The 20,730-nt window shown below is 57.5% G+C and carries 20 protein-coding genes; 9 read left to right on the forward strand and 11 right to left on the reverse strand.

Going from position 1 to position 20,730, the window contains the following annotated elements:
- Entirely contained in the window at positions 1-1,362 is a 1,362-nt protein-coding gene (carA, locus tag R5H23_RS12000) for a glutamine-hydrolyzing carbamoyl-phosphate synthase small subunit (protein WP_086632978.1), read from the reverse strand.
- A 242-nt stretch (positions 1,363-1,604) separates the two neighbouring features.
- Here carA and R5H23_RS12005 point away from each other — a divergent pair, with 242 nt between their 5' ends.
- Together R5H23_RS12005 and R5H23_RS12010 are read left to right on the forward strand one after the other, a co-directional pair.
- Positions 1,605-2,060 carry a GatB/YqeY domain-containing protein gene (locus R5H23_RS12005; RefSeq protein ID WP_046901226.1) on the forward strand — a complete coding sequence of 152 codons (456 nt, stop codon included), beginning with the start codon at positions 1,605-1,607 and terminating at the stop codon, positions 2,058-2,060.
- A gap of 149 nt (positions 2,061-2,209) precedes the next feature.
- Positions 2,210-3,166 (forward strand): cation diffusion facilitator family transporter, encoded by a 957-nt coding sequence (locus R5H23_RS12010; protein WP_317215553.1) that lies wholly within the window; start codon positions 2,210-2,212, stop codon positions 3,164-3,166.
- 9 nt (positions 3,167-3,175) lie between these two features.
- Here the strand turns inward: R5H23_RS12010 and R5H23_RS12015 are convergent, their stop codons facing one another.
- The 7 genes from R5H23_RS12015 to R5H23_RS12045 form a co-directional block, all read right to left on the reverse strand.
- Positions 3,176-4,066, reverse strand: a complete 891-nt coding sequence (locus R5H23_RS12015) for an alpha/beta hydrolase (protein ID WP_317215554.1) — start codon at positions 4,064-4,066, stop codon at positions 3,176-3,178.
- Between the two features lie 50 nt (positions 4,067-4,116).
- A complete protein-coding gene (locus tag R5H23_RS12020; RefSeq protein WP_317215555.1) occupies positions 4,117-5,145 on the reverse strand; it encodes a retropepsin-like aspartic protease in 1,029 nt (342 codons plus the stop codon).
- 86 nt (positions 5,146-5,231) lie between these two features.
- The gene (locus tag R5H23_RS12025; protein WP_317215556.1) at positions 5,232-6,215 is read right to left on the reverse strand and encodes a zinc-dependent alcohol dehydrogenase family protein; all 984 of its coding nucleotides are present in this window, start codon (positions 6,213-6,215) and stop codon (positions 5,232-5,234) included.
- Between the two features lie 20 nt (positions 6,216-6,235).
- Positions 6,236-7,264: an alcohol dehydrogenase AdhP gene (gene adhP, locus R5H23_RS12030; RefSeq protein ID WP_046901231.1), complete on the reverse strand. Its 1,029-nt coding sequence runs from the start codon at positions 7,262-7,264 to the stop codon at positions 6,236-6,238.
- A gap of 24 nt (positions 7,265-7,288) precedes the next feature.
- Positions 7,289-8,710 (reverse strand): NAD(P)(+) transhydrogenase (Re/Si-specific) subunit beta, encoded by a 1,422-nt coding sequence (locus R5H23_RS12035; protein ID WP_317215557.1) that lies wholly within the window; start codon positions 8,708-8,710, stop codon positions 7,289-7,291.
- Positions 8,707-9,027 carry an NAD(P) transhydrogenase subunit alpha gene (locus R5H23_RS12040; RefSeq protein WP_007282792.1) on the reverse strand — a complete coding sequence of 107 codons (321 nt, stop codon included), beginning with the start codon at positions 9,025-9,027 and terminating at the stop codon, positions 8,707-8,709. Before R5H23_RS12040 ends, R5H23_RS12035 begins: the two co-directional genes overlap by 4 nt.
- Positions 9,024-10,244, reverse strand: a complete 1,221-nt coding sequence (locus R5H23_RS12045; RefSeq protein WP_317215558.1) for an NAD(P) transhydrogenase subunit alpha — start codon at positions 10,242-10,244, stop codon at positions 9,024-9,026. Before R5H23_RS12045 ends, R5H23_RS12040 begins: the two co-directional genes overlap by 4 nt.
- 333 nt (positions 10,245-10,577) lie before the next feature.
- On the opposite strand from R5H23_RS12045, the gene dnaG reads away from it, so the two are divergent.
- From dnaG to R5H23_RS12080, 7 genes are all read left to right on the forward strand, one after another.
- Positions 10,578-12,416, forward strand: a complete 1,839-nt coding sequence (dnaG, locus tag R5H23_RS12050) for a DNA primase (RefSeq protein WP_317215559.1) — start codon at positions 10,578-10,580, stop codon at positions 12,414-12,416.
- 134 nt (positions 12,417-12,550) lie between these two features.
- Positions 12,551-14,506 carry an RNA polymerase sigma factor RpoD gene (rpoD, locus tag R5H23_RS12055; RefSeq protein ID WP_064275007.1) on the forward strand — a complete coding sequence of 652 codons (1,956 nt, stop codon included), beginning with the start codon at positions 12,551-12,553 and terminating at the stop codon, positions 14,504-14,506.
- A gap of 11 nt (positions 14,507-14,517) precedes the next feature.
- Positions 14,518-15,090 (forward strand): GNAT family N-acetyltransferase, encoded by a 573-nt coding sequence (locus R5H23_RS12060; protein WP_317215560.1) that lies wholly within the window; start codon positions 14,518-14,520, stop codon positions 15,088-15,090.
- A 157-nt stretch (positions 15,091-15,247) separates the two neighbouring features.
- Entirely contained in the window at positions 15,248-15,730 is a 483-nt protein-coding gene (rpsF, locus tag R5H23_RS12065) for a 30S ribosomal protein S6 (RefSeq protein WP_046901239.1), read from the forward strand.
- 5 nt (positions 15,731-15,735) lie between these two features.
- On the forward strand, positions 15,736-16,026 hold the full coding sequence (gene rpsR, locus R5H23_RS12070; RefSeq protein ID WP_046901240.1) for a 30S ribosomal protein S18: 291 nt from the start codon (positions 15,736-15,738) through the stop codon (positions 16,024-16,026).
- A 10-nt stretch (positions 16,027-16,036) separates the two neighbouring features.
- On the forward strand, positions 16,037-16,630 hold the full coding sequence (gene rplI, locus R5H23_RS12075; RefSeq protein WP_064275005.1) for a 50S ribosomal protein L9: 594 nt from the start codon (positions 16,037-16,039) through the stop codon (positions 16,628-16,630).
- A gap of 133 nt (positions 16,631-16,763) precedes the next feature.
- Positions 16,764-17,984, forward strand: a complete 1,221-nt coding sequence (locus R5H23_RS12080; RefSeq protein WP_317215561.1) for a cyclopropane-fatty-acyl-phospholipid synthase family protein — start codon at positions 16,764-16,766, stop codon at positions 17,982-17,984.
- A gap of 4 nt (positions 17,985-17,988) precedes the next feature.
- On the opposite strand, the gene R5H23_RS12085 is transcribed toward R5H23_RS12080, so the two are convergent.
- Genes R5H23_RS12085 through R5H23_RS12095 form a run of 3 tightly spaced genes read right to left on the reverse strand, consistent with a single transcriptional unit; the run spans position 17,989 to position 20,729 of the window.
- Complete coding sequence (locus R5H23_RS12085; protein ID WP_317215562.1) at positions 17,989-18,564, reverse strand: DNA-3-methyladenine glycosylase I; 576 nt, start codon at positions 18,562-18,564, stop codon at positions 17,989-17,991.
- The gene (gene rsmA, locus R5H23_RS12090; RefSeq protein WP_046901244.1) at positions 18,545-19,369 is read right to left on the reverse strand and encodes a 16S rRNA (adenine(1518)-N(6)/adenine(1519)-N(6))-dimethyltransferase RsmA; all 825 of its coding nucleotides are present in this window, start codon (positions 19,367-19,369) and stop codon (positions 18,545-18,547) included. The genes R5H23_RS12085 and rsmA overlap by 20 nt, the downstream gene beginning before the upstream one ends.
- 1 nt (position 19,370) lies before the next feature.
- On the reverse strand, positions 19,371-20,729 hold the full coding sequence (locus R5H23_RS12095; protein WP_099213214.1) for a peptidylprolyl isomerase: 1,359 nt from the start codon (positions 20,727-20,729) through the stop codon (positions 19,371-19,373).
- Position 20,730 lies beyond the last annotated feature (1 nt).

Genomic DNA, 20,730 nt, shown 5'->3' on the forward strand with positions numbered 1-20,730 from the left:
TCAGGCTCCTGCTTTAGCGCGACGGTCCATGACCGCGACGAAACGCTCGAAAAGATAGAAACTGTCAGACGGGCCAGGGCTGGCCTCGGGATGGTACTGAACGGAGAAGGCGTCCTTCGTGGTGGAGGCAATGCCTTCGTTGGAGCCGTCAAACAGGCTCACATGCGTCACCTTCACATCAGCGGGCAGCGACTTCTCATCCACGGCGAAGCCATGGTTCTGGCTGGTGATTTCCACGCGGCCGCTCTCGATGTCCTTGACCGGCTGGTTGGCGCCGCGATGGCCACGATCCAGCTTGTAGGTCTTTCCGCCGAGGGCCTGTGCGAGAAGCTGGTGCCCAAGGCAGATGCCGAAAACTGGCACGTTGGCGTCCAGAACGCTCTTGATGGCCGGGACGGCATAGGTGCCGGTCGCTGCCGGATCGCCCGGGCCGTTGGACAGGAACACACCTTCGGGCTTCAGTTCTAGAATTTCCTCAGCCGTAGCGGTCGCGGGCAGAACCGTGACGTCACAACCAGCGGTCACGAGGCAGCGCAGGATGTTGTCTTTGGCGCCGTAGTCCATGGCGACCACGCGGCGGCGGTTCTCGGTACGGGCCGGGCGGGTGCTCTCCCACACGCCATCGGTCCAGACGCGCTTTGGCTGCGTGACCTCTTTGGCAAGATCCATGCCTTCGAGCCCAGGCCACTGACGCGCGCGGTTCAATAGGCTGTCCGTGTCGATCCGACCATTCGCCGGGAAGGCAAGGATGGCGGTCTGTGGGCCATTGTCACGCAGGGAACGGGTAACTGCACGGGTGTCGACGCCGCTGATGCCAGCGCGGCCGTGCTGCTTCAGCCATCCGTCGAGGGATTCTGTGGAGCGCCAGCTTGCCGGAGCGGTGATGTCTTCCTTCACGACGGCGCCAAGAGCAGCCATTTTGGGCGCTTCATTGTCGTCCGTGTTTGTGCCGACATTGCCAATATGCGGGAAGGTGAAGGTGACGATCTGCCCAGCGAAAGACGGGTCTGTCAGGGTTTCCTGATAGCCGGTCATGCCGGTGGAGAAGCAGAGTTCACCGACGGCGCCATCGGTGTGGGCACCGAAGCCTCGGCCCCACAGGACCGTGCCATCTGCAAGGACAAGGGCGGCATTGGCGCCGGCAGGGCAGGAATTGGACACGTCCGTCTCTCTTTCTTGCGGGGTTTCAGCAGAAGTTAGGTCCTGGAGTTCGATTCCGGGAACGCGCAGTAGGGCGGGCCAGTGCTTGGTCGGCACGGTTCGCGACTGACGCCACTTTCGTACGGCTTCAAGGCCGACACCAGCCAGCGCGGCGATTTCTTCCGCGCCACCAGCTTTTTCAATGATTCTGTCGATGTCCATGGCCGCCCGTTCCTGGCTCCGCGTTCATTTTCCCGTCTGATAGGCGATCGAACCGGAAATGGGAAGTTTTTTCCCAATGAGTTTTTGTGTCTGTGGAATAGTATGGGAAAAAACTTCCCTACACCTTGTGACGATGCTGGAAAGAGCTGTGCTTTCCATTGTTGGGGGGAGGCTTTTATGCGATTTTGCCGCCATTGACTGAACAGGGGCTTTTCAGGCCCCGCGCAAACAGGAGAAGACGCATGTCGCTTCGCACGCAGATCATGGATGACCTCAAAACAGCAATGAAGGCTGGTCAGTCTGAGAAGGTGGCGCAGATCCGTGGCATCACGGCGAAGCTGAAGGATCTTGAAGTTGCTGCTCGCGCCAAGACAGGGGAAGTGACGGAAGCAGAGATTATTTCTGCGCTGCGCTCCATGATCAAGTCCCGTACTGAATCCGCAACGATGTATCGTGAAGGTGGCCGTCCGGAACTGGCGGAAAAGGAAGAAGGTGAGATCGCGACGATCAAGGCCTACCTGCCGCCAGAACTCGATGAGGCAACTCTGAAGTCTGCCATTGATGAAGCCGCCACTGCTGTAGGTGCGGAAAGCATGAAAGACATGGGCAAGGTGATGGCAGCGCTGAAAGAGCGTTTTGGTGCCGATCTGGATCCGGCCAAGGCCAGTGCACTTGTGAAGGCACGTCTGTCTGCCTGAAGCGGGCTAGCCATCGTCGCTTGAAGAAGGTCGTCCCTTGTGGGCGGCCTTTTTTATGTTGGGGTCATGAACCCAAGAAAGCCCGCAAAGTTTGACTTAGGTTATCTGAGGTCCCCAATCTGGCCTTTGCTTACGGAAATGAGGGCTTCATGTCTGCTGGTGGTTCAACAAAAGTCGTTTTCATCGCGCTGGGTGTCAATTTCGGCATTGCCTGCGTGAAAGGCATGGCTGCTCTTTTAACCGGCTCCGCTGCGATGTTGGCTGAGACGGTTCATTCCTTTGTGGACTGCGGAAACCAGATCCTGTTGTTGGTGGGCATGAAGCGGTCCGCGGCTCCGGCAACGAAAGAGCATCCGCTTGGCTACCATCGAGAGCTGTATTTCTGGACGATGGTTGTGGCCGGCGCGCTGTTTGTGGGTGGCGGCGTCGCGTCTCTTTATGAAGGTTGGGAGAAGGTCATGCATCCGGCGGAAATGCAGCCGGTGCACCTCTTGGGTCATGTCTTTCCGGGATGGTGGATGAACGTGGCCATTCTCGCGATTTCCGGCAGCATGGAAGGGTATGGGTTCATTGCTGCGGTGAAATCCCTGCCACGTAGCGAGGGGGTTTCATTGTGGAGAATGATTCGCCGGAGTGCCGATCCCGGCCTGTTCGTCGTGCTGTTTGAGGACGGGGCTGCACTGGTCAGTCTGGTGATTGCGTTGGTGTTTACAGTGCTTTCCGTAGTGACAGGTTGGCACGTTCTGGATGGAATTGCATCGCTGCTGATTGGTGTCGTGCTGGTTGTGGTCGCAGCATTGCTGACCAACGAGACGCGCTCTCTTCTTGTGGGTGAGAGCAATCCGGAAATTGATGCCTTTGTGCGCGCCGAAGCGCGGAAATTGCCCGGTGTTGTCGGGATCAATGAGGTTGTGACAGAGACCCGAGGCCCCGAGAGTATTATCGTTCTGCTATCTCTGGACTGGGATGACGCGATCTCAGCCGGAGACGTAGAGCGGGGAGTTTCGATGCTGGAGAAAATAACCCGCACGCGATACCCCGCTGTATTGCGGATGTATGTTGAGGCGCAGGACAAGAGGGACGGGATTCCGGCCCCTCTGGCCTGATGGCGGGTACTACTTCGTCGCTAGGAACGGCTCGACGGCTTTAAGAAAAGCCTCGGGTCGCTCAATGCTGGGGGCATGTCCTGATTGTGGAATGACCGTCAGATGTGCTCCGGGAATTTTTGCAGCAAAATCGTGGCCGTCGGCCAGTGGAATGACCTGGTCATTTTGTCCCCAGATCACGAGCGTGGGAACATGAATGGCCTTCATGCTGTCATCGAGAAAGGTGTCCGGCGCATTGGCGTTTCTGGCGAAGCTCTCCTGCGTGTATTGCGCACCTTCGGCCAGTCGGGTTTGGAATGTTGCCTGAACCAGTTCATCTGTAATGAGGGCTTTGTTGTAAAACAGCCATCTTAGCCCCGTGCGAATGCCAGAAAATGAGACCGGCCCGAATAGGGGAAGACCGTGTTCGACGAGGGACTTGTGGCCAGCGGCATCGCTCAGGACGAGCCGAAGGGGCATGGCCATGGAAGAATTCTGTGCCGCCTCGATTGTGTAAAGTCCCGCAATCCAGCCGCCGAGGGATTCTCCGGCAAGCATGAAGTGCGTGATGTGGCGTGCTTTCAGGAAGCCATCCAGCATGTCCACCCATGTCTGAATTCCGTAGGCGATCAGCGGCTTTTCCGAAGCACCAAAGCCGAGCTGATCCATGGCGATGACATGATAATGCCGGGATAGTTCAGGAATGACTTTGCCCCAGTCCATTGTGGCGCTGCTTCCGAGGCCATGGAGCAGCACAAGGTCCGGACCCGTACCAGCTTCAAGGAAACGGATCTGCTGACCGTAAACGGAGACACTTTGCAGGGGCGGGAGAGTTTGCGCCTCGCCGTGGCTGGAAATGCATGCTGCGCCGAGCGTGGATGCGAGTACGGCAGTTCGAAGTGTTTTGGACAGTCGTCTCATGGCGGCCGAGCCTTTATGGTCAGATGATACGTTTCTGATTCGGAATAGTATTATCGATCTGGTCTGGCTGTCTTCAACATATCATTCCCGGAATGAACGGGATCTTTCGGGGTGATGCCCTGATCATGAGCAGTCGCCTGATACTTCCGGATATGGAGGGGCGTCCATGGAAGCGGAGGTTCTTTGGTGAGAGAGGGGTCTGACGCGGGAGAGAGCCAGATGGCCGCACGAGGTGGGTCCAGAAGGATATGGAAATGGTTCAGAGCATCAGTGCCTAACTCGTTATAGGCAATGGTGGAAGCGATGACGATCTTCGGGTGAGACAGCAGAAACGGGCCGATTTTCAGTGTGTCGAACGTATGAAGATAGCCACCAACTGTATTGCTTGCATTGATGCGGACGGGATCATCTGTGTTTGGCTCAGGCGCAATGCCTATTGCTCTGGCTGTATCTTGCTGGATCAGGGTTCGGTTGGAGCTTAGGTTGATTTTCATCCGAACCGGATGGCCGTTGAGTTCAACAAGAACCGTGTTCGAGAGTGGATAACCGTCTTGATAGAGGTGCAGTTTGGTTGTCGGCGCGGGGAGCAAATCTCCGATCGATGGACATTTTTCATCGTCGTATCGAAAGAACGTGACGTTGCGAGAGGAGCGGTCAATCAGGGTGGAAATATGGGAGAGAAAGTGCTCTCCCAGTTCGACCTGGAGTGGCGGGATAACATTGTTGGGCACTGAATAATCCACCACATAAGCAGTATAATTTTTGAGTATGAGGGCACCAATATTTACGGTTGAGAGCGTTTTTACGAATACTGTCGCTTCGCCTGTCTCTGATCCGGCATCTTCAGGGGCTGAGCCCGAAAACGTGACAGTGTGATTGGCAAAAATAAAAGTATCGCTTGCCTGGGGGGCAAGGAAAAAGCGGGCAGGTAATCCGTCTATACTGCCCAGCATGGAGGGTGGCGCATTATAGTGCTCCAGTGGAACGGAGACCGCTCCATGAAGGCAATTCTGCCAGGGCGCAGCTTGAGCATGCCCGCAGAATTGAAAGACGATCAGGAGAAGAGCTGTCTTACGCATGAAGTGCCTGTCGCCTTATTGTGACACAGTATGTCTTTCTTAAGCGATGGGGTTGTTAAGAGCGAGGGCAGAGCAATCATGTCCGCTTATGGAATGAGAACAGCGGCTCCCTCAAAACGACCGTGGCGGAGGTCATCCAGAGCCTGATTGGCATCTTTGAGGGCATAAGGCGTATTCGTGACCTTGATGCCGATCTCAGGAGCCAGCTTCAGAAAATCCAACCCGTCCTGCCGGGTTAGATTGGCAACGGAGACGATTTCACGTTCTTCCCAAAGCGTATCATAGGAAAAAGACGGGATTGGGCTCATATGGATGCCGCCACACACGACCTTTCCACCCTTGCGGACGGCTTTCAGTCCGGCCGGAACCAGAGCGCCGACAGGCGCAAACAGGATTACGGCATCAAGCGGTTCGGGGGGAAGTTCGTCTGAGCCGCCTGCCCAAACGGCGCCAAGGGAGAGGGCAAATGCCTGCTTCTCTGTGTCTCCGGGGGATGTGAAGGCATAAACCTCGCGTCCCTGCCAGCGCAGCACCTGAATGATGATGTGAGCGGCGGCTCCGAAGCCATACAGGCCGATCTTTTTGCCGTCGCCAGCTTTGCTGAGGCAGCGCCAGCCGATCAGTCCAGCGCAGAGCAGTGGGGCGAGGTCCTTGTCTTCCCCTTTGTCACCCATGGGAAAAGCATATTTTGCATCAGCGACTGTCATGGTCGCGTAGCCGCCATTGCGGGTGAAGCCTGTGAAAAGAGGATGGTCGCAGAGATTTTCCATCCCGTGCGTGCAGTAATAGCAATGCCCACAGGTATGGCCGAGCCACGGGATGCCGACCCGTTCCCCAACGTTCAGGCTCGTAACATTGCTTCCGAGTTTATCAATTCGCCCGACGATTTCATGTCCGGGAATGATGGGAAGAGTGGGGTTGGCGAGTTCGCCGTCCACGACATGCAGGTCTGTGCGGCAGACGCCGCAGGCCCCGATGCGGATGCGGATTTCGTCCGGTCCGGGTTCGGGGTCTGGCAGCTCCACCCATTCCAGAGGCTGGTGGTGTTGGCGGAGCTGCATGGCAAACATGGCGTGTGCTTTCTAAAGTCTCAGGACCGGAAGTCCAGAACCGTACGGCCCTGAAGGCGTCCGTTCTTGAGATTGTCGAAGATCGTGTTGATGTTCTCGATCTTGTCTGCGGTGACGACGGACTTGACCTTACCGCGGGCGAAGAAATCCATGGCTTCGATCATGTCCAGCCGTGTGCCCACGATGGAGCCACGAATGGTCGTGCCATTCATGACCATATCAAAGATCGAAACCGGGAAGTCTCCGGGTGGCAGGCCGTTCAGAACAATCGTGCCGCCACGACGGGCATAACCCATGGCCTGCGAGAAGGCCGTGCGGCCCACAGCCGTAACCAGTGCACCGTGCGCGCCGCCAACTTCCTGCTGGATGAAGGCTGCCGGGTCCTTGTCCTTGGCATTGACGGTCAGAGCCGCGCCAAGCTTTGTGGCTGTGGCGAGCTTGTCGTCGTCAATATCGACAGCCACGACATTCATGCCCATGGCGACCGCATATTGAACGGCCATCTGACCCAGTCCGCCGACGCCCGAAATGGCCATCCACTGACCGGGGCGGGCCTCGGTCATCTTCAGACCCTTATAAACGGTCAGGCCAGCGCAAAGCACGGGTGCGGCCTGTAGGGCATCAATGTTGCTGGGCAGGTGAGCGACATAGTTCGGATCTGCGACGACATATTCGGCGAAGCACCCATTGACCGTGTAACCGGTGTCGTCCTGATCCTTGCACAGTGTTTCCCAGCCGCCGAGGCAGTGTTCGCAGTGTCCGCAGGCCGAGTAGAGCCATGGCACACCGACTACGTCACCGATCTTGGCGTGGCTGACCTGACTGCCAACGGCCACGATATGGCCGATGCCTTCATGGCCCGGAATGAACGGTGGGTTCGGCTTTGCGGGCCAGTCACCCTCCGCGGCATGCAGGTCAGTGTGGCAGACGCCGCAGGTATCGACTTTCACGAGGATCTGGTTGGGCCGGATCTCGGGGATGGGAAGCCTCTCGACTGAGAGAGGCTTCCCGAACTCGCGGACGACGGCGGCTAGCATTGTATCAGCCATGAGGGTGTCTCCTTGAGAAGGGGTTTACGATGCGCCGAGAGCCTTGACGGCTTCGACCATCTTGCTGAGGACGGCCTGCGCATCGCCGAAGACCATGGCGCAGTTGTCCTGGAAGAAGAGCGGGTTCTGAACGGCGGAGTAACCCATGCCCATGCCACGCTTGATGACGAAGACCTGACGGGCCTGATCGGCATTGAGGATCGGCATGCCGTAGATTGGGGAGGATTTGTCCGTCCGGGCGGATGGGTTCACCACGTCGTTGGCGCCGATGATGAGGGCGACATCCGTGTCAGCGAAGCTGTCGTTGATGTCTTCCATGTCATAGATCATGTCGTACGGAACGCCGGCTTCGGCGAGCAGCACGTTCATATGGCCCGGCATACGACCGGCGACCGGGTGGATGGCGAACTTGACGTCCACGCCTGCGGCCTGAAGCTGCTTGACGAAGTCGTACAGCTTGCCCTGAGCCTGAGCGACGGCCAGACCGTAACCCGGAACGATGATGACAGACGAAGCATAGCGCATCGTCGTGGCAGCATCGCTTGGAGCAACGGACTTGGCTTCCTTCTGCGGACCCGTTGCCGTGGAGGCGGAGGCTTCACCAAAGTTGCTGAACAGCACGTTGGCAATCGAACGGTTCATGCCCTTGGCCATCATGACCGTCAGCAGCGTACCGGCGGAACCCACGACCATACCGGCGATCATCAGAGCCGGATCGGCCATGACATAGCCTTCGAGACCCACAGCCAGACCTGTGAAGGCGTTGTACAGCGAGATCACGACTGGCATGTCTGCGCCACCGATGGGGATCGTCATGCAGATGCCAGCCAGCAGGGCACCGAGGAAGAACAGCAGCGTGGCGATGCCGCCGCCATCCTGATGGTACAGGAAGGCTGCCATGATGCCGAGCAGGACGGTCAGCATAAAGACGGCAGCATTGACGATACGCTGCCCACCGAAACGGATCGGTTTGTTCATGCGGCCATCGAGCTTGGCCCAGGCGATGATGGAGCCAGACAGGGACATGCTGCCGATTAGGCCACCGGCGACGGTGACGAGAAGCGGAACGATGCCTGTCTCTTTCGGGCCGGTCAGGGCAATGACGGACACAGCTGCGGCAGCACCGCCACCCATGCCGTTGAAGAGAGCGACCATCTGCGGCATTGCCGTCATGGCAACGCTGCGGCCTTTCCACCCAGCCCAGCCGCCGCCGATGACAAGGGCGAGAATGGCCAGAATGACGTTGACGACCAGATGGGGTTTTGCAGCTTCAGAAACACCGAAGATGCCGAGGAAGCTGGCTGCCGTGACGAACAGCATACCCCAACCCGCCGTCACAATGCCGGAAACGGCCGTGACGGGAGAGGACATGCGCTTGAGGCCGTAGACCAGCAGGCCGGAGGCGATAAGGGCGCTGATAGCGACGATATATTCGAGGAGGATCATTTCTGCGCTCCCTTCTGCGGAGCCGCTTTGTCGCTGGGCTTGAACATGGCCAACATACGGTCAGTCACGACGTAACCGCCGACAACGTTACCTGCGCCCATCATGACGCCGAGGAAGCCGACAACCTGTTCGAGGACGGAAGAGGCGTTGAACAGGGCTGTCAGCGCCCCCACGACCACGATGCCGTGCACGAAGTTCGAGCCGGACATCAGAGGGGTGTGCAGAATGGATGGCACGCGACTGATGACTTCGTAGCCCGTGAAGGCCGCGAGCATGAAGATGTAAAGCGCGATGATGAAGGTCATTGCGGTGATCATCGTGCGGCCTCCTGTCCTGAAGCCTGTGCCGGTGCGGCGGGGGCGGCAGCCGGGGCAGGGGGTTGCGGTGCGGGCGGCGCCGGGGAATTCGGATCGACGGCCGTGCGGATGCCTTCGTTCGTGATGTAGCCATCATGAGTCAGGGCTGTGCCGGAAATGACTTCATCTGTGAAATCCAGCTGGATCTGACCATCCTTGGTCAGGATCTGCTGGAGCAGATGCATGATGTTTTTGGAATAAAGTTCGCTGGCCTGAAGGGCGAGCATGGACGGAACATTGACCGGGCCGACGATCATGGTCGGGCCGACCTGTACGGTCTGACCAGCCTGTGTGCCTTCACAGTTGCCACCACCTTCTGCACCGAGGTCGATAATGACAGAGCCGGGTTTCATGGCCTTGATCTGTTCGGCATCAATCAGGCGCGGAGCCTTTTTGCCGGGGACTGCTGCCGTGGTGACGATCAGGTCAGCCCGTGCGATGTGGTCGCTGATGACCTTGCGGACCGTCTGTTTTTCTTCGTCTGTCAGTTCTCGGGCATAACCGCCCTTGCCGGTGCCATCCACGCCGGTATCGACGAATTTGGCACCCAGAGACTGTGCCTCTTCGCGTGTTTCGGGGCGGACGTCATAGCCTTCCGTGACGGCACCAAGACGCTTGGCCGTTGCGAGAGCCTGAAGGCCCGCGACGCCAAGCCCCATGACCAGAACCTGTGCGGCCCGCAGGGAGCCGACGGCCGTGGTCATCATGGGAAGGATCTTGGTCATATGCACGGACCCAAGCAGAACGGCGTAATAGCCGGCGAGGGTGGCCTGACTGGACAGGGCGTCCATGGCCTGTGCGCGGGAAATGCGGGGCACCAGCTCCATGGCGAAGCAGGTGACTTTCTGGTCCCGGAGGGCCTTGACCAGATCAGGATGGTTTCGGCCGTAAATAAAGGACACCAGAATGGCGCCGGGCTTCATAGCCTGAACGGTTTCAATGGTGGGAGGCTGAACGGCGAGGACAATATCCGCATCGCCGAGGAGAGCCTTCCGGTCTGTTGAAAGGGTTACGTCTTTATAGGTTTCATCCGGATAGGAAGAGGCGACACCGGCCCCGTTTTCCATCGCGAAAGAGACGCCGAGGCTGCTGAGGCGCTCGACAACCTGCGGGATCAGGGCGACGCGACGTTCACCGCCTTCGTCCTGTTCTTTTAGTACCGTGATTTTTACGGTCATAGGTTGAGATCCTGCGTCTTTAATCTTTTGTGAAGGCGCGACTCATCCACCCCACTAAAGGGATGCAGGGGCCTGCACCTCGTTCGACTGCCATATTGACGCTATATTTGCGCCTCTTCCATTGATGGGTGTCAAAAGAAAAAAATTTCTTTTAGTTGTCATATTGTAATCGTTTCCAGATCAGGAAAACGGCTACGATTGTTTCGGAAACGGCCAGTAACCTTTCTGTTCTTCTTTGAGTGCCCGCTGTTCGAGCCATAGTAGATTTTCCTGTCTCAGGCTTGTAAGAGCCATCTCTTCCGACGGAACTGATTGAAAGGCTCCTGCTGCCCGATGGCATTCGACGCCGCCTTTCTGGACGAACTCCGCAATCGAACGCCGCTGGCCTCCCTGATCGGGCGTCGCAACAAGCTGGTTCGCTCCGGTCGTAACTGGAAGACATGCTGTCCTTTCCACGGAGAAAAGACGCCGTCTTTCTACGTTTATGATGATCATTTTCATTGCTTTGGCTGTGGCGCACACGGCGATGCGATCTCTTTTGTCATGCAGAGCGACGGCAGGAGTTTCCCTGAGGCTGTTGAGCAACTAGCCGCTGAAGCAGGCCTTGAAGTTCCGAAGCAGGACCCACGGAGTGAGGCGCGTGCGCGGGAGGTCAAATCTCTTGGCGATGTCTTGTCTCTCGTTCAGGCCAGTTACCGGCGTCGGCTCTTCCTTCCGGAAGGACGGGAAGGGCTTGCTTATCTGCGTGGGCGCGGACTGAGTGACGCGACTATCGAGCGGTTTGGTTTGGGGTGGTCTGGCGATGGGCGGCATTTGGTTGAAGAATTGCGCGCCCATGATGTGACGCCTGAAATGCTGGTTCAGGCGGGCATTTTGCGCGTGGATGACCGGGGACAGCCCAAAGGGGAACTGTTTTTCAATCGCGTGACGTTTCCGATCCGGGATCGCCGCGGCAAGCTGATTTCTTTTGGCGCGCGCACCCTGGGGGACGGGCAACCAAAATATCTCAATGGTCCGGAAACGGCGCTCTTCTCCAAGCGGCGCACACTCTACAACCTCGATCTGGCGCGTGAGGCTGTCCACAAGGGCGCTGAGCTTGTTGTGGTTGAAGGGTATATGGATGTCATTGCTCTGGACCAGGCAGGCTTTGGCGGTGCTGTGGCGCCGTTGGGGACTGCGCTGGGCGAAGAGCAGCTTGATCTGTTGTGGCGCATGACGCCCTCTCCGATCCTGTGTCTGGATGGTGATGCGGCAGGAGCCCGCGCCGCTTTGCGGGTCTGTGAAGTCGCGCTTCCGCTGCTGTCTCCCGAACGAACGCTCAGGTTCTGCCGCCTGGACCCTAAAGATGACCCGGACAGTCTGATCCGTACACGCGGCGTTGCGGCCATGAAGGAAGCCCTGTCTGGGGCGACGTCTCTGGCAACTGAATTGTTCGGGTTGATGACAGGGGGGATGGTTGATCCCGGTCCCGATCAGCGGGCGGCGTTGCGTGAGAAGCTTGTTGCTTTGTCAAAGCTGATCCCGGATCGGGCACTCGCGTCTGAGTATCGCAGTACGTTTCTGGATATGTTTTTCGCGCGCTTCAGGCGCGGTGGTGGAAGTAAAAAGCCGTTCCAGAAGAAAGGGGAACCGCTTCCTCTTTCAACGCAGGCCCCTGGCGAGATGCGGCATATCGAGCAGGGGAGTGTGGAGCGTCTCAACATTCTGACTGCGATGCTGCTGCGCTATCCGGATATTCTTCCGGAGGTAGAGCAGGCCTATAGCAGTCTGGCTCTCCCAGTGGATCTGGATCGGATTCGCTCCGCCCTTTTGGACTGGAGTTGCCAGGACGAGGATCTGACGGAAGAGAACTGCCATCGCTGGATCGAGGCTCATGGGCTGACGGATATCGTGGCGGCCGTGACAGAAAGTCCGATGCCTCGGGAAGTGGGGCTCGGAAAAGACAGGGATGAAGTTCTCAAGATCGATGTTGTGGAGAGCTGGTGGCACTTTTACGGGCTTGTAAATTTTCGCAATTTCGAGCGCGAAGTGGCCAATGACATTCAGGCAACCATCATGCAGGTCTATTCTGGTGGGGGAGGCGGAGACTCATCTTTTCCGGAAAGCCTGCTGGCGCGGATGAGGGTTCTGGAAGCGCTGCGGCGAGGTGAGGATGTTGAAGAAGAAGGGTGAAAAAGGCCGGGGCTAACGTTTTTTATTGCCCTGAAGTTGCTTTCTTTTTCGTCTAAACCTTGACTTACGGCTCAGGATCGACCACCTGCACGCTGCCGAATTGCTTGCTTTCGGTGGAGTTGAGGGAGAGACGCATGGCGACGAAAACAGCCTCTGGTACGGATCGGAACGCGCAGGAACAGGAGGGGGATGCCACTCTTCTTGATACGCAATCCGCTGCCGTGAAGCGGCTGATCGCCAAAGGGCGTGAGCGTGGCCATATTACCTTTGACGAGCTGAACGCCGTTCTGCCGCAGGACCAGATGTCCTCCGAGCAGATCGAAGACGTGATGGCAGCTCTGTCAGAGATGGGCATCCAGGTTCTGGAAAACGAAGAACAGGACGAAGCTGAGCCGGCTCAGGAAGAAGCCAAGGAAGAAGCTGAGGAATCAGACGAGCCTCAGGGCGGCAATATTGATGCCGAGGCTGCCAGCCGCACGGATGATCCGGTTCGGATGTATCTGCGTGAGATGGGGTCTGTAGAGCTCCTGTCCCGCGAAGGCGAAATTGCGATCGCCAAGCGCATTGAAGCGGGTCGTGACGAGATGATTGGCGGGCTTTGCGAAAGCCCGCTGACGATCCGCGCGATCATTTCCTGGCATGAACGCCTCAAGGACGGCGAAATGCTGCTCCGCGACATCGTCGATCTGGAGGCCAGTCAGGCTGTCGGTCCGGGTCCTGAAGGCGAAGAGGGCGAGGAAGGCGAGGAAGCTGCGGCTGACGAAGACGCTACTGACGACGATGCCGAAGAAGGCGACGGTGATCAGCAGGAAGGCAGTGGCCTGTCCCTGTCTGCTCTGGAAGAGAAGCTGAAGCCAGAAATCCTGGCTCGTTTCGAAGCCATTGAGCCGCTGTATCACAAGCTGCGTCAGCTTCAGGTCAAGCGTCTGGAGGCTCTGACGGCCGGTGAGGAAAGCTCGGACAAGTCTGAGAACATCTACGAAGAGCTGCGCCATGAACTGGTCAGTCTGGTGGAGCAGGTTCACCTGCATAACAACCGGATTGAAGAGCTTGTTGCCCAGATCAAGATGCATGTTCAGCGTCTGAATAACCTCGAAGGCCGCTTGCTGCGTCTGGCTGAGGGCTGCAAGATTTCGCGTGATGACTTCCTGCTGAAGTATCGTAACCGCGAGATGGACCCGACCTGGGTTGATTTTATTTGCACTCTGCCCGGTAAGGGTTGGAAGACGCTGACGACCAAGCACCTGGACCAGATCCGGTCCATGCGTGCTGATCTTGCGGCGCTTTCTCACGAGACTGGCCTGCCGGTTGGGGAGTTCCGTCGTGTGTATGCGACCATTTCCCGTGGTGAGCGTGACTCCACGCGTGCCAAGAAGGAAATGATCGAGGCCAACCTTCGTCTCGTGATCTCGATTGCCAAGAAGTACACGAACCGTGGTCTGCAGTTCCTGGATCTGATTCAGGAAGGCAACATCGGTCTGATGAAGGCTGTGGACAAGTTCGAGTACCGTCGTGGTTACAAGTTCTCGACCTATGCCACCTGGTGGATCCGTCAGGCGATCACGCGTTCTATCGCCGATCAGGCCAAGACCATCCGTATTCCGGTGCACATGATCGAAACGATCAACAAGCTGGTGCGGACGTCCCGTCAGATGCTGCATGAGATCGGGCGCGAGCCTGCTCCGGAAGAGCTGGCTGAGAAGCTTGGCATGCCGCTGGAGAAGGTCCGGAAGGTCCTGAAGATTGCCAAGGAGCCGATCTCCCTTGAAACGCCGATTGGCGACGAGGAAGACAGTCATCTTGGTGACTTCATCGAGGATAAGACGGCTGTTATTCCGTTGGATGCCGCGATCCAGACCAACCTGCGTGAAGCAACCACGCGCGTTCTGGCATCCCTGACGCCACGTGAAGAGCGCGTTCTGCGGATGCGCTTCGGTATTGGCATGAACACGGACCACACCCTTGAGGAAGTGGGCCAGCAGTTCAACGTGACGCGTGAGCGTATTCGTCAGATCGAGGCAAAGGCTCTTCGCAAGCTCAAGCACCCGAGCCGCAGCCGCAAGCTGCGTTCCTTCCTCGACGATAACTGATCGTCTGGGTCATGCTGCCGGCCTGGCTTCATCCGCAGGGATCATCCACCCGTTTTGAGGTGGGTGTGACTTTTCTGGAGACGAGGGCAAGCCGCCCAGCTCCGGCTTTGCCAGAGGGCGTCTCTCTTGAGAGAGTTCTCCCTCCGGCATTGCCGCTATACCGCAAGCTTTACCGGGAAGTTGGTGAGGCATATTGCTGGTGGATGCGTCGTCCGATGCCGGACGAAAAACTGGCTGAAATTGTCCATGATCCTGACGTTTACTTCATGGTGCTCTGGCAGGCAGATGGTGCGCCTCTCGGGTTTTACGAACTGGATCTGAGAGAAGGTGGAGACGCCAATCTGGCGTATTTCGGACTTCTGCCAGCAGCGATTGGTCATGGCTTAGGTCGGGCATTGCTGGATTCCGCAATTTCTCAGGCATTTGCGGCAGGGTGCTGGCGATTGCGGGTCAATACATGCACACTGGATCATCCCAGAGCTCTGACCAATTATCAGAAATGTGGGTTTGTAATTCAGTATGTTGTTCAGGAAATCTGGAATGTTCCTGACGAATATGTTCCGGCAGAGCTGCGTCGACTCTGAGTTTATCCTTGATTTCCGTTAGGCTGCATGATTAATGCAGCCTTTCCCTGCCGGGCGATGTGGCGTCGCGCCGGCTATACCCGCGCTTTCCCAAAGATTGCACTGTCTCCGGCACGGGCTGGACCAGTTGGGTTGACCTTATCCGAAGGGAGTTTTCATGCCACTGTACGAAAGCGTGCTCATCGCACGTAACGATGTGTCTCAGGCACAGGTCGAGAGCCTGGTTGAGACCATTGAAGCCCTGCTGACCGAGAATGGTGGTTCCATCCAGAAGCGCGAATTCTGGGGTCTCCGTTCGCTCGCATACCGCATCAAGAAGAACCGTAAGGGCCATTACGTCCTGCTCGGTATCGACTGCACGCCGGATACGCTTCGTGAAGTTGAGCGTCAGCTCGGCCTGAACGAAGACGTGCTTCGCGTTCTGACGCTTCGCGTTGACGAAATCGACGAAACTCCGTCCCCGGTTCTTGCTCGCAAGAATGATGACCGCGGCGACCGTGGTAGCTTCCGTGGCGGCTCCAAGCCGGCTGGTCGCTTCGAGAGCGGCCGTGGCGGCCCGCGTCGTGGCAGCGAAGACCGTGAAGAATACCGTGCACGCGGCGAGCAGGACGATGCTCGTGAGGCGGCTGGAGCGGAGTAAGAAACATGTCCGATACAACCACCACCGACGTGAACGACGTCAACCCAGCAGCCCGTCGCACGGCTGTCGGCGCACGCCGTCCTTTCTATCGTCGTCGTAAGTCCTGCCCGTTCTCCGGCCCCAATGCGCCGAAGATCGACTACAAGGACGTGCGTCTTCTGAGCCGCTTCCTCTCTGAGCGTGGCAAGATCGTGCCGAGCCGTATCACGGCTGTTTCGGCCAAGAAGCAGCGTGAGCTGGCGCAGGCTATCAAGCGTGCCCGCTTCCTTGCCCTGCTCCCCTACGTCGTAAGCTGAGGAGAGCACCATGTCCCAGACCGCACTGATCCTGCTCCAGCGGGTCGAGCATCTCGGCCAGATGGGCGATCTTGTTTCCGTGAAGCCGGGTTACGCCCGTAACTTCCTGCTTCCGCAAGGCAAGGCGATGCGTGCTACGGCCGCAAACCGCAAGCGCTTTGACACGGAGCGCGCCCAGCTTGAAGCGCTGAACATCAAGAAGCGCGAAGAAGCTGAGCGTCTTGCCGAACGTATGGACAGCCTGTCTGTCGTCATCATCCGTCAGGCAAGTGACAGCGGCAACCTGTACGGATCCGTCAGCACGCGTGATATCGCTGTTGCTGCTACGGACGCTGGCCTTACGGTTGCTCGTCAGCAGGTTGTTCTGGCTCACCCGATCAAGTCTCTTGGCCTGACGGAAGCCCGCATCGTCCTGCACCCGGAAGTTTCCATTCCGCTGACAGTCAACGTTGCACGTTCTGCTGAAGAAGCTGAGCGCCAGGCCCGCGGCGAAGCCGTTGGCGTGGAAGAAGAGGATGACAACATCCTCGGTGAACTGCAGGCAGAGAACGCAGCTGAAGAAGCTGCTGCCGAAGCTGCAGTCACGGAAGAAGCCGAAGGCTGATTTCGCTGGCATAGCCAACAGAAAACCCGGCCGGGTATTCCCGCGCCGGGTTTTTTGATGTCTGCTCTCCCGGTCAGGCAACTGAAGACTGTGTCATGTCTTGTCATGACGCGTGAACAGGAGGGAGACAGGCGTGAAACCCATTCTCGATTTCGTTCTGAAGAAATTTATTCAGGTCGGAACACTGCGAGTCACATTCAGTGACGGCACGATGCAGACTTATCGTGGGTCCTTACTCGGCGTTGAAGCGGGCTTACATCTCAAAACAAAACAGGCAGAGCGTTCTCTGGTTATTAATTCCGGGTTGGCGTTTGGCGAAGAATACATGGCTGGCGAACTTGCGCCGGAAGGATGCAATCTTGAGACACTGATGATCGTCCTGATGGCGAACATCACCCAAGGGGGTCATGTTTTTGAAGAGATCGAGGATCGACTCCGTTACCTTCTTCGACCTTTCAAGGGGCTGAATTCCCTGAAGCGGTCATGCCGGAATGTTGCGCATCATTATGATCTGAATGGTCACCTTTATGACTTGTTCCTGGACAAGGACCGTCAGTACTCCTGCGCCTATTTCCAGCGCGAAGACATGACGCTTGAGGAGGCTCAGATCGCGAAGAAGCGACACATTGCTTCCAAGTTGAATTTGAGTCGTCCGGGACTGGAAGTTCTGGATATTGGGTGCGGTTGGGGCGGTTTGGCGCTGACACTGGCAAAAGAATATGGCGCAACGGTTGTCGGTATTACGCTTTCGAAGGAGCAGTTGGAGGAAGCGCGGGCTCGGGTGCGTGCAGAGGGGCTGGAAGGGCAGGTTCGTTTCGAGCTCATGGACTACCGCAACGTTCACCACGAGTTCGATCGTGTCGTGTCAGTCGGAATGTTCGAGCACGTTGGGCAGCCGCAATTTGAGCGCTATTTTCGCGGAATCAAGGAATGTCTGAAGCCGGATGGGGTGGCTTTGATCCACTCGATTGGTCGAACGGATGGGCCTGGAACGACTAACGCCTGGCTTCAGAAATACATCTTTCCCGGCGGATATTCCCCGTCTCTAAGCGAGACGCTGGCTGCTGTTGAGCGCACTGGCCTTTGGATGACGGACTGCGAAGTTCTGCGTCTGCACTATGCCAAGACAATTGCCGAATGGCGCAAGCGTTTTGAGACCAACAGACAGAAAATCATTGATCTGTATGACGAACGGTTTGTGCGGATGTTCGAGTTATATCTCGTGGGAAGCGAGCTGGCGTTCCGCGTGCAAGGGCACATGAATTTTCAGCTTCAGCTGACACGGTCCGTGGATGCTGTGCCTTTGACCCGTGATTACATGTTTGAAAGTGAGCGTGCGAAAAGCGCGGTCTGAGTTTTTAAACCTGGGGTTTGTAGCGAAAGCAGGATGGGTCATGATCGTGGATCAGACCCACGGCCTGCATCCAGGCATACACGATGACAGGTCCGACGAAGCGAAAGCCTCGGGCTTTTAAAGCTTTAGACACAGTTACTGAAAGAGGCGACTGCGCCAAGACTGCTCCGGTCGAATTATAAATCGGAGCATTCGGGACCAGGGAGGCAATGAAACCTGCGAAATCTTCGCCTTGTTTCTTCATCGCGAGGTAGGCTTGTGCATTGCCTATGGTGGCTTTGATCTTGGCACGGGCCCGGATGATGCCGGGATCCTGCATGAGGCGGTCGATATCCTGTTCCGTAAAGAGTGCTACTTTTTCAGGGTCAAAGTTAGCGAAGGCTTTCCGAAACCCTTCGCGCCGTTTCAGAACGATCGCCCATGATAAGCCAGCCTGAAAGCTTTCCAGAGCGAGGGTCTCCCACAGTTCACGGCTATCATGGATCGGAACACCCCACTCTTCGTCATGGTACTGGCGAAGAAGGGGGTCTGTTACGGCCCAACGACAGCGGGGAAGGTTCTCAGGCGCGGGAGCGGGCAAGATGCAGCTCTGCAAGGCGGCCAAATTCTGCAACGCTCAGGGTTTCAGCCCGGCGTGTGGGCTCGATACCCGCAGCGTCCAGAAGTGCTTCCCCACCAATCGATTTGAGAGATGAGCGTAGCATCTTGCGGCGCTGCCCGAACGCAGCGGCTGTGACGCGCTCCATCGCACGGAAAAGCTCTGGTGCGGGCTGCTCTGCATGTGGAATGAGAACCGCAACGGCCGAGTGAACCTTGGGCGGTGGGGAAAATGCCCCGGGTGGAATGCGCAGAGCCACGGAGCAGGACGCGCACCACTGGGCCAGAACAGCAAGCCGCCCGTAAGCAGACGTATCTGGCTCAGCACAGATGCGTTCAGCAACTTCAAGCTGGAACATCAAAGACAGGCGTTCCCACGAATGGGCCTGTCTCAACCAGCCAACAAGAAGGGGCGTGGCAACATTATAAGGCAGGTTGGCAATGATTTGTCTGGGAGCAGGGGCAAGGCTCGCCGCATCCAGTTTCAGGGCATCCTGCCGGATAATATGCAGACGGTCCGGATAGTGCCCGGCCAGCTCTTCGAGCAGCGGCCACGCGCGTTCATCAATTTCCACAGCATCGACACGGCTTGCCGGACTATCGAGCAGAGCGCGTGTCAGGCCACCAGGACCAGGCCCGATTTCGACAACGCTTCGCCCCGTCAGATCGCCACCCAGGGCGACGATCCGGGCACAAATTCCGGGATCCAGAAGAAAGTGCTGACCGAGGGATTTTTTTGCATCCAGACCGTAAGCCTGGATGGACTCTTTCAGAGAAGGAAGGCTCACGTCAGTTGAGAGCCGGCTTCGCTGCGGGGCGGATATCGATGATGGACCGGCGCTGTAGATCCCGCTGGAGCTGACGGGACGCCTGCTCAACGCGCTCGTTCATAAGCTGATCGGCAATTTCACCCGGTGTCTGCTGTGCCAGATTTTTCTGCTGGCGGTCACAGACCATCAGGAGGGCAATGCCATCCATGGATACCAGTGGGTGGCTTACCTTGTTTATAGGCAGAGGCTCGATAATGGAGCGCATCTGGGGCGCCAGGCGTTCCAGAACCTGAGTTCCGGGATTGCTGGGGCGCTTCTCACCCTGGGCTTTGTTAAGCGCTTCCAGAGCATCGCAGCTATGGATCGTTTCAACGGCGTGCGTTGCCTTCTGAAGAGCCGCCTGCTGTTGAGGTGTAGGGTTCTGGGGGTTCAGCGGCGCATCAAACGGGAAGAAGGCCTGACGCAGGGCAACGAGCGTGCCCATCTGTTTGCCGACGACACGTTTGGCCTGAACTGTTGCGATGACAAACCCGCCAGCAACCTGGATCGGGTTGGAAATGGCGCCAATTGGCATCTGTCGCACGACATTTACGACCTGTGGGTCAAGGTTGTCTTCCTGCACCCAGCCCATGGAGCCGCCGTCGAGCGCAGACTGTGCCTGCGAGAACTGTGCGGCAACAATCGGGAAGGGCGCGCCTTCACGAAGCTGGGAGATGATGGTGCGTGTGAATGTGAGTTCGTTTTCATCGTGGCGTGGGTCAGCAACAGGAACGAAAATTTCGCTCATCATGTACTGCGCGCGACCCTGCTCAGCCTGAAGGGCCTGCTCACGCTGTGCGATCTGGGTTGCTGTAATGCGGCCCCCTTCGCCCAACTGTTCACGAAGCACCTGCATCCAGCCAATCTGCACACGGATCTGATCGATCAGCGTTGTCAGGGAGACGCCATCGGATGCCAGACGGTCACGCAGGGCATTTTTGGGCATGCCGTTGCGCTGTTCGATGTTGCTGATGGCTCCGGCAATCTGCTCAGGCTCGACATTGATGTGTCGCTTCAGCATTTCCTGAGTCTTCAGGCGTTCTTCGATCAACTGGTGAATGATCTGGCCGCGCATGCGGTTCATGACATCCGGGCTGACGGGCAGGCCAGTGGAAAGCACGAACAGCTTGGCGCGGTTATCCACATCACGCTGGGTCAGCACCTGACCGTTGATAACAGCCAGGATCTGGTCTTCAGGCGGTTTCGCTGCGGGTGCCTGCTCCTTTTTGGGAGCACTTTTGTGTGCGGGTGCAGCATGCGCCACAGCGGTTGGAGCCGCCGCAGAGAAGGCCAGCAGGGCAACCAGGGCAGTAGATGCGATGCGATGGGTCTTGGACATG

It is taken from the genome of Gluconobacter sp. GP1 (assembly GCF_032913585.1).
In the GTDB taxonomy this organism is placed as follows: Bacteria; Pseudomonadota; Alphaproteobacteria; order Acetobacterales; family Acetobacteraceae; genus Gluconobacter; species Gluconobacter cerinus.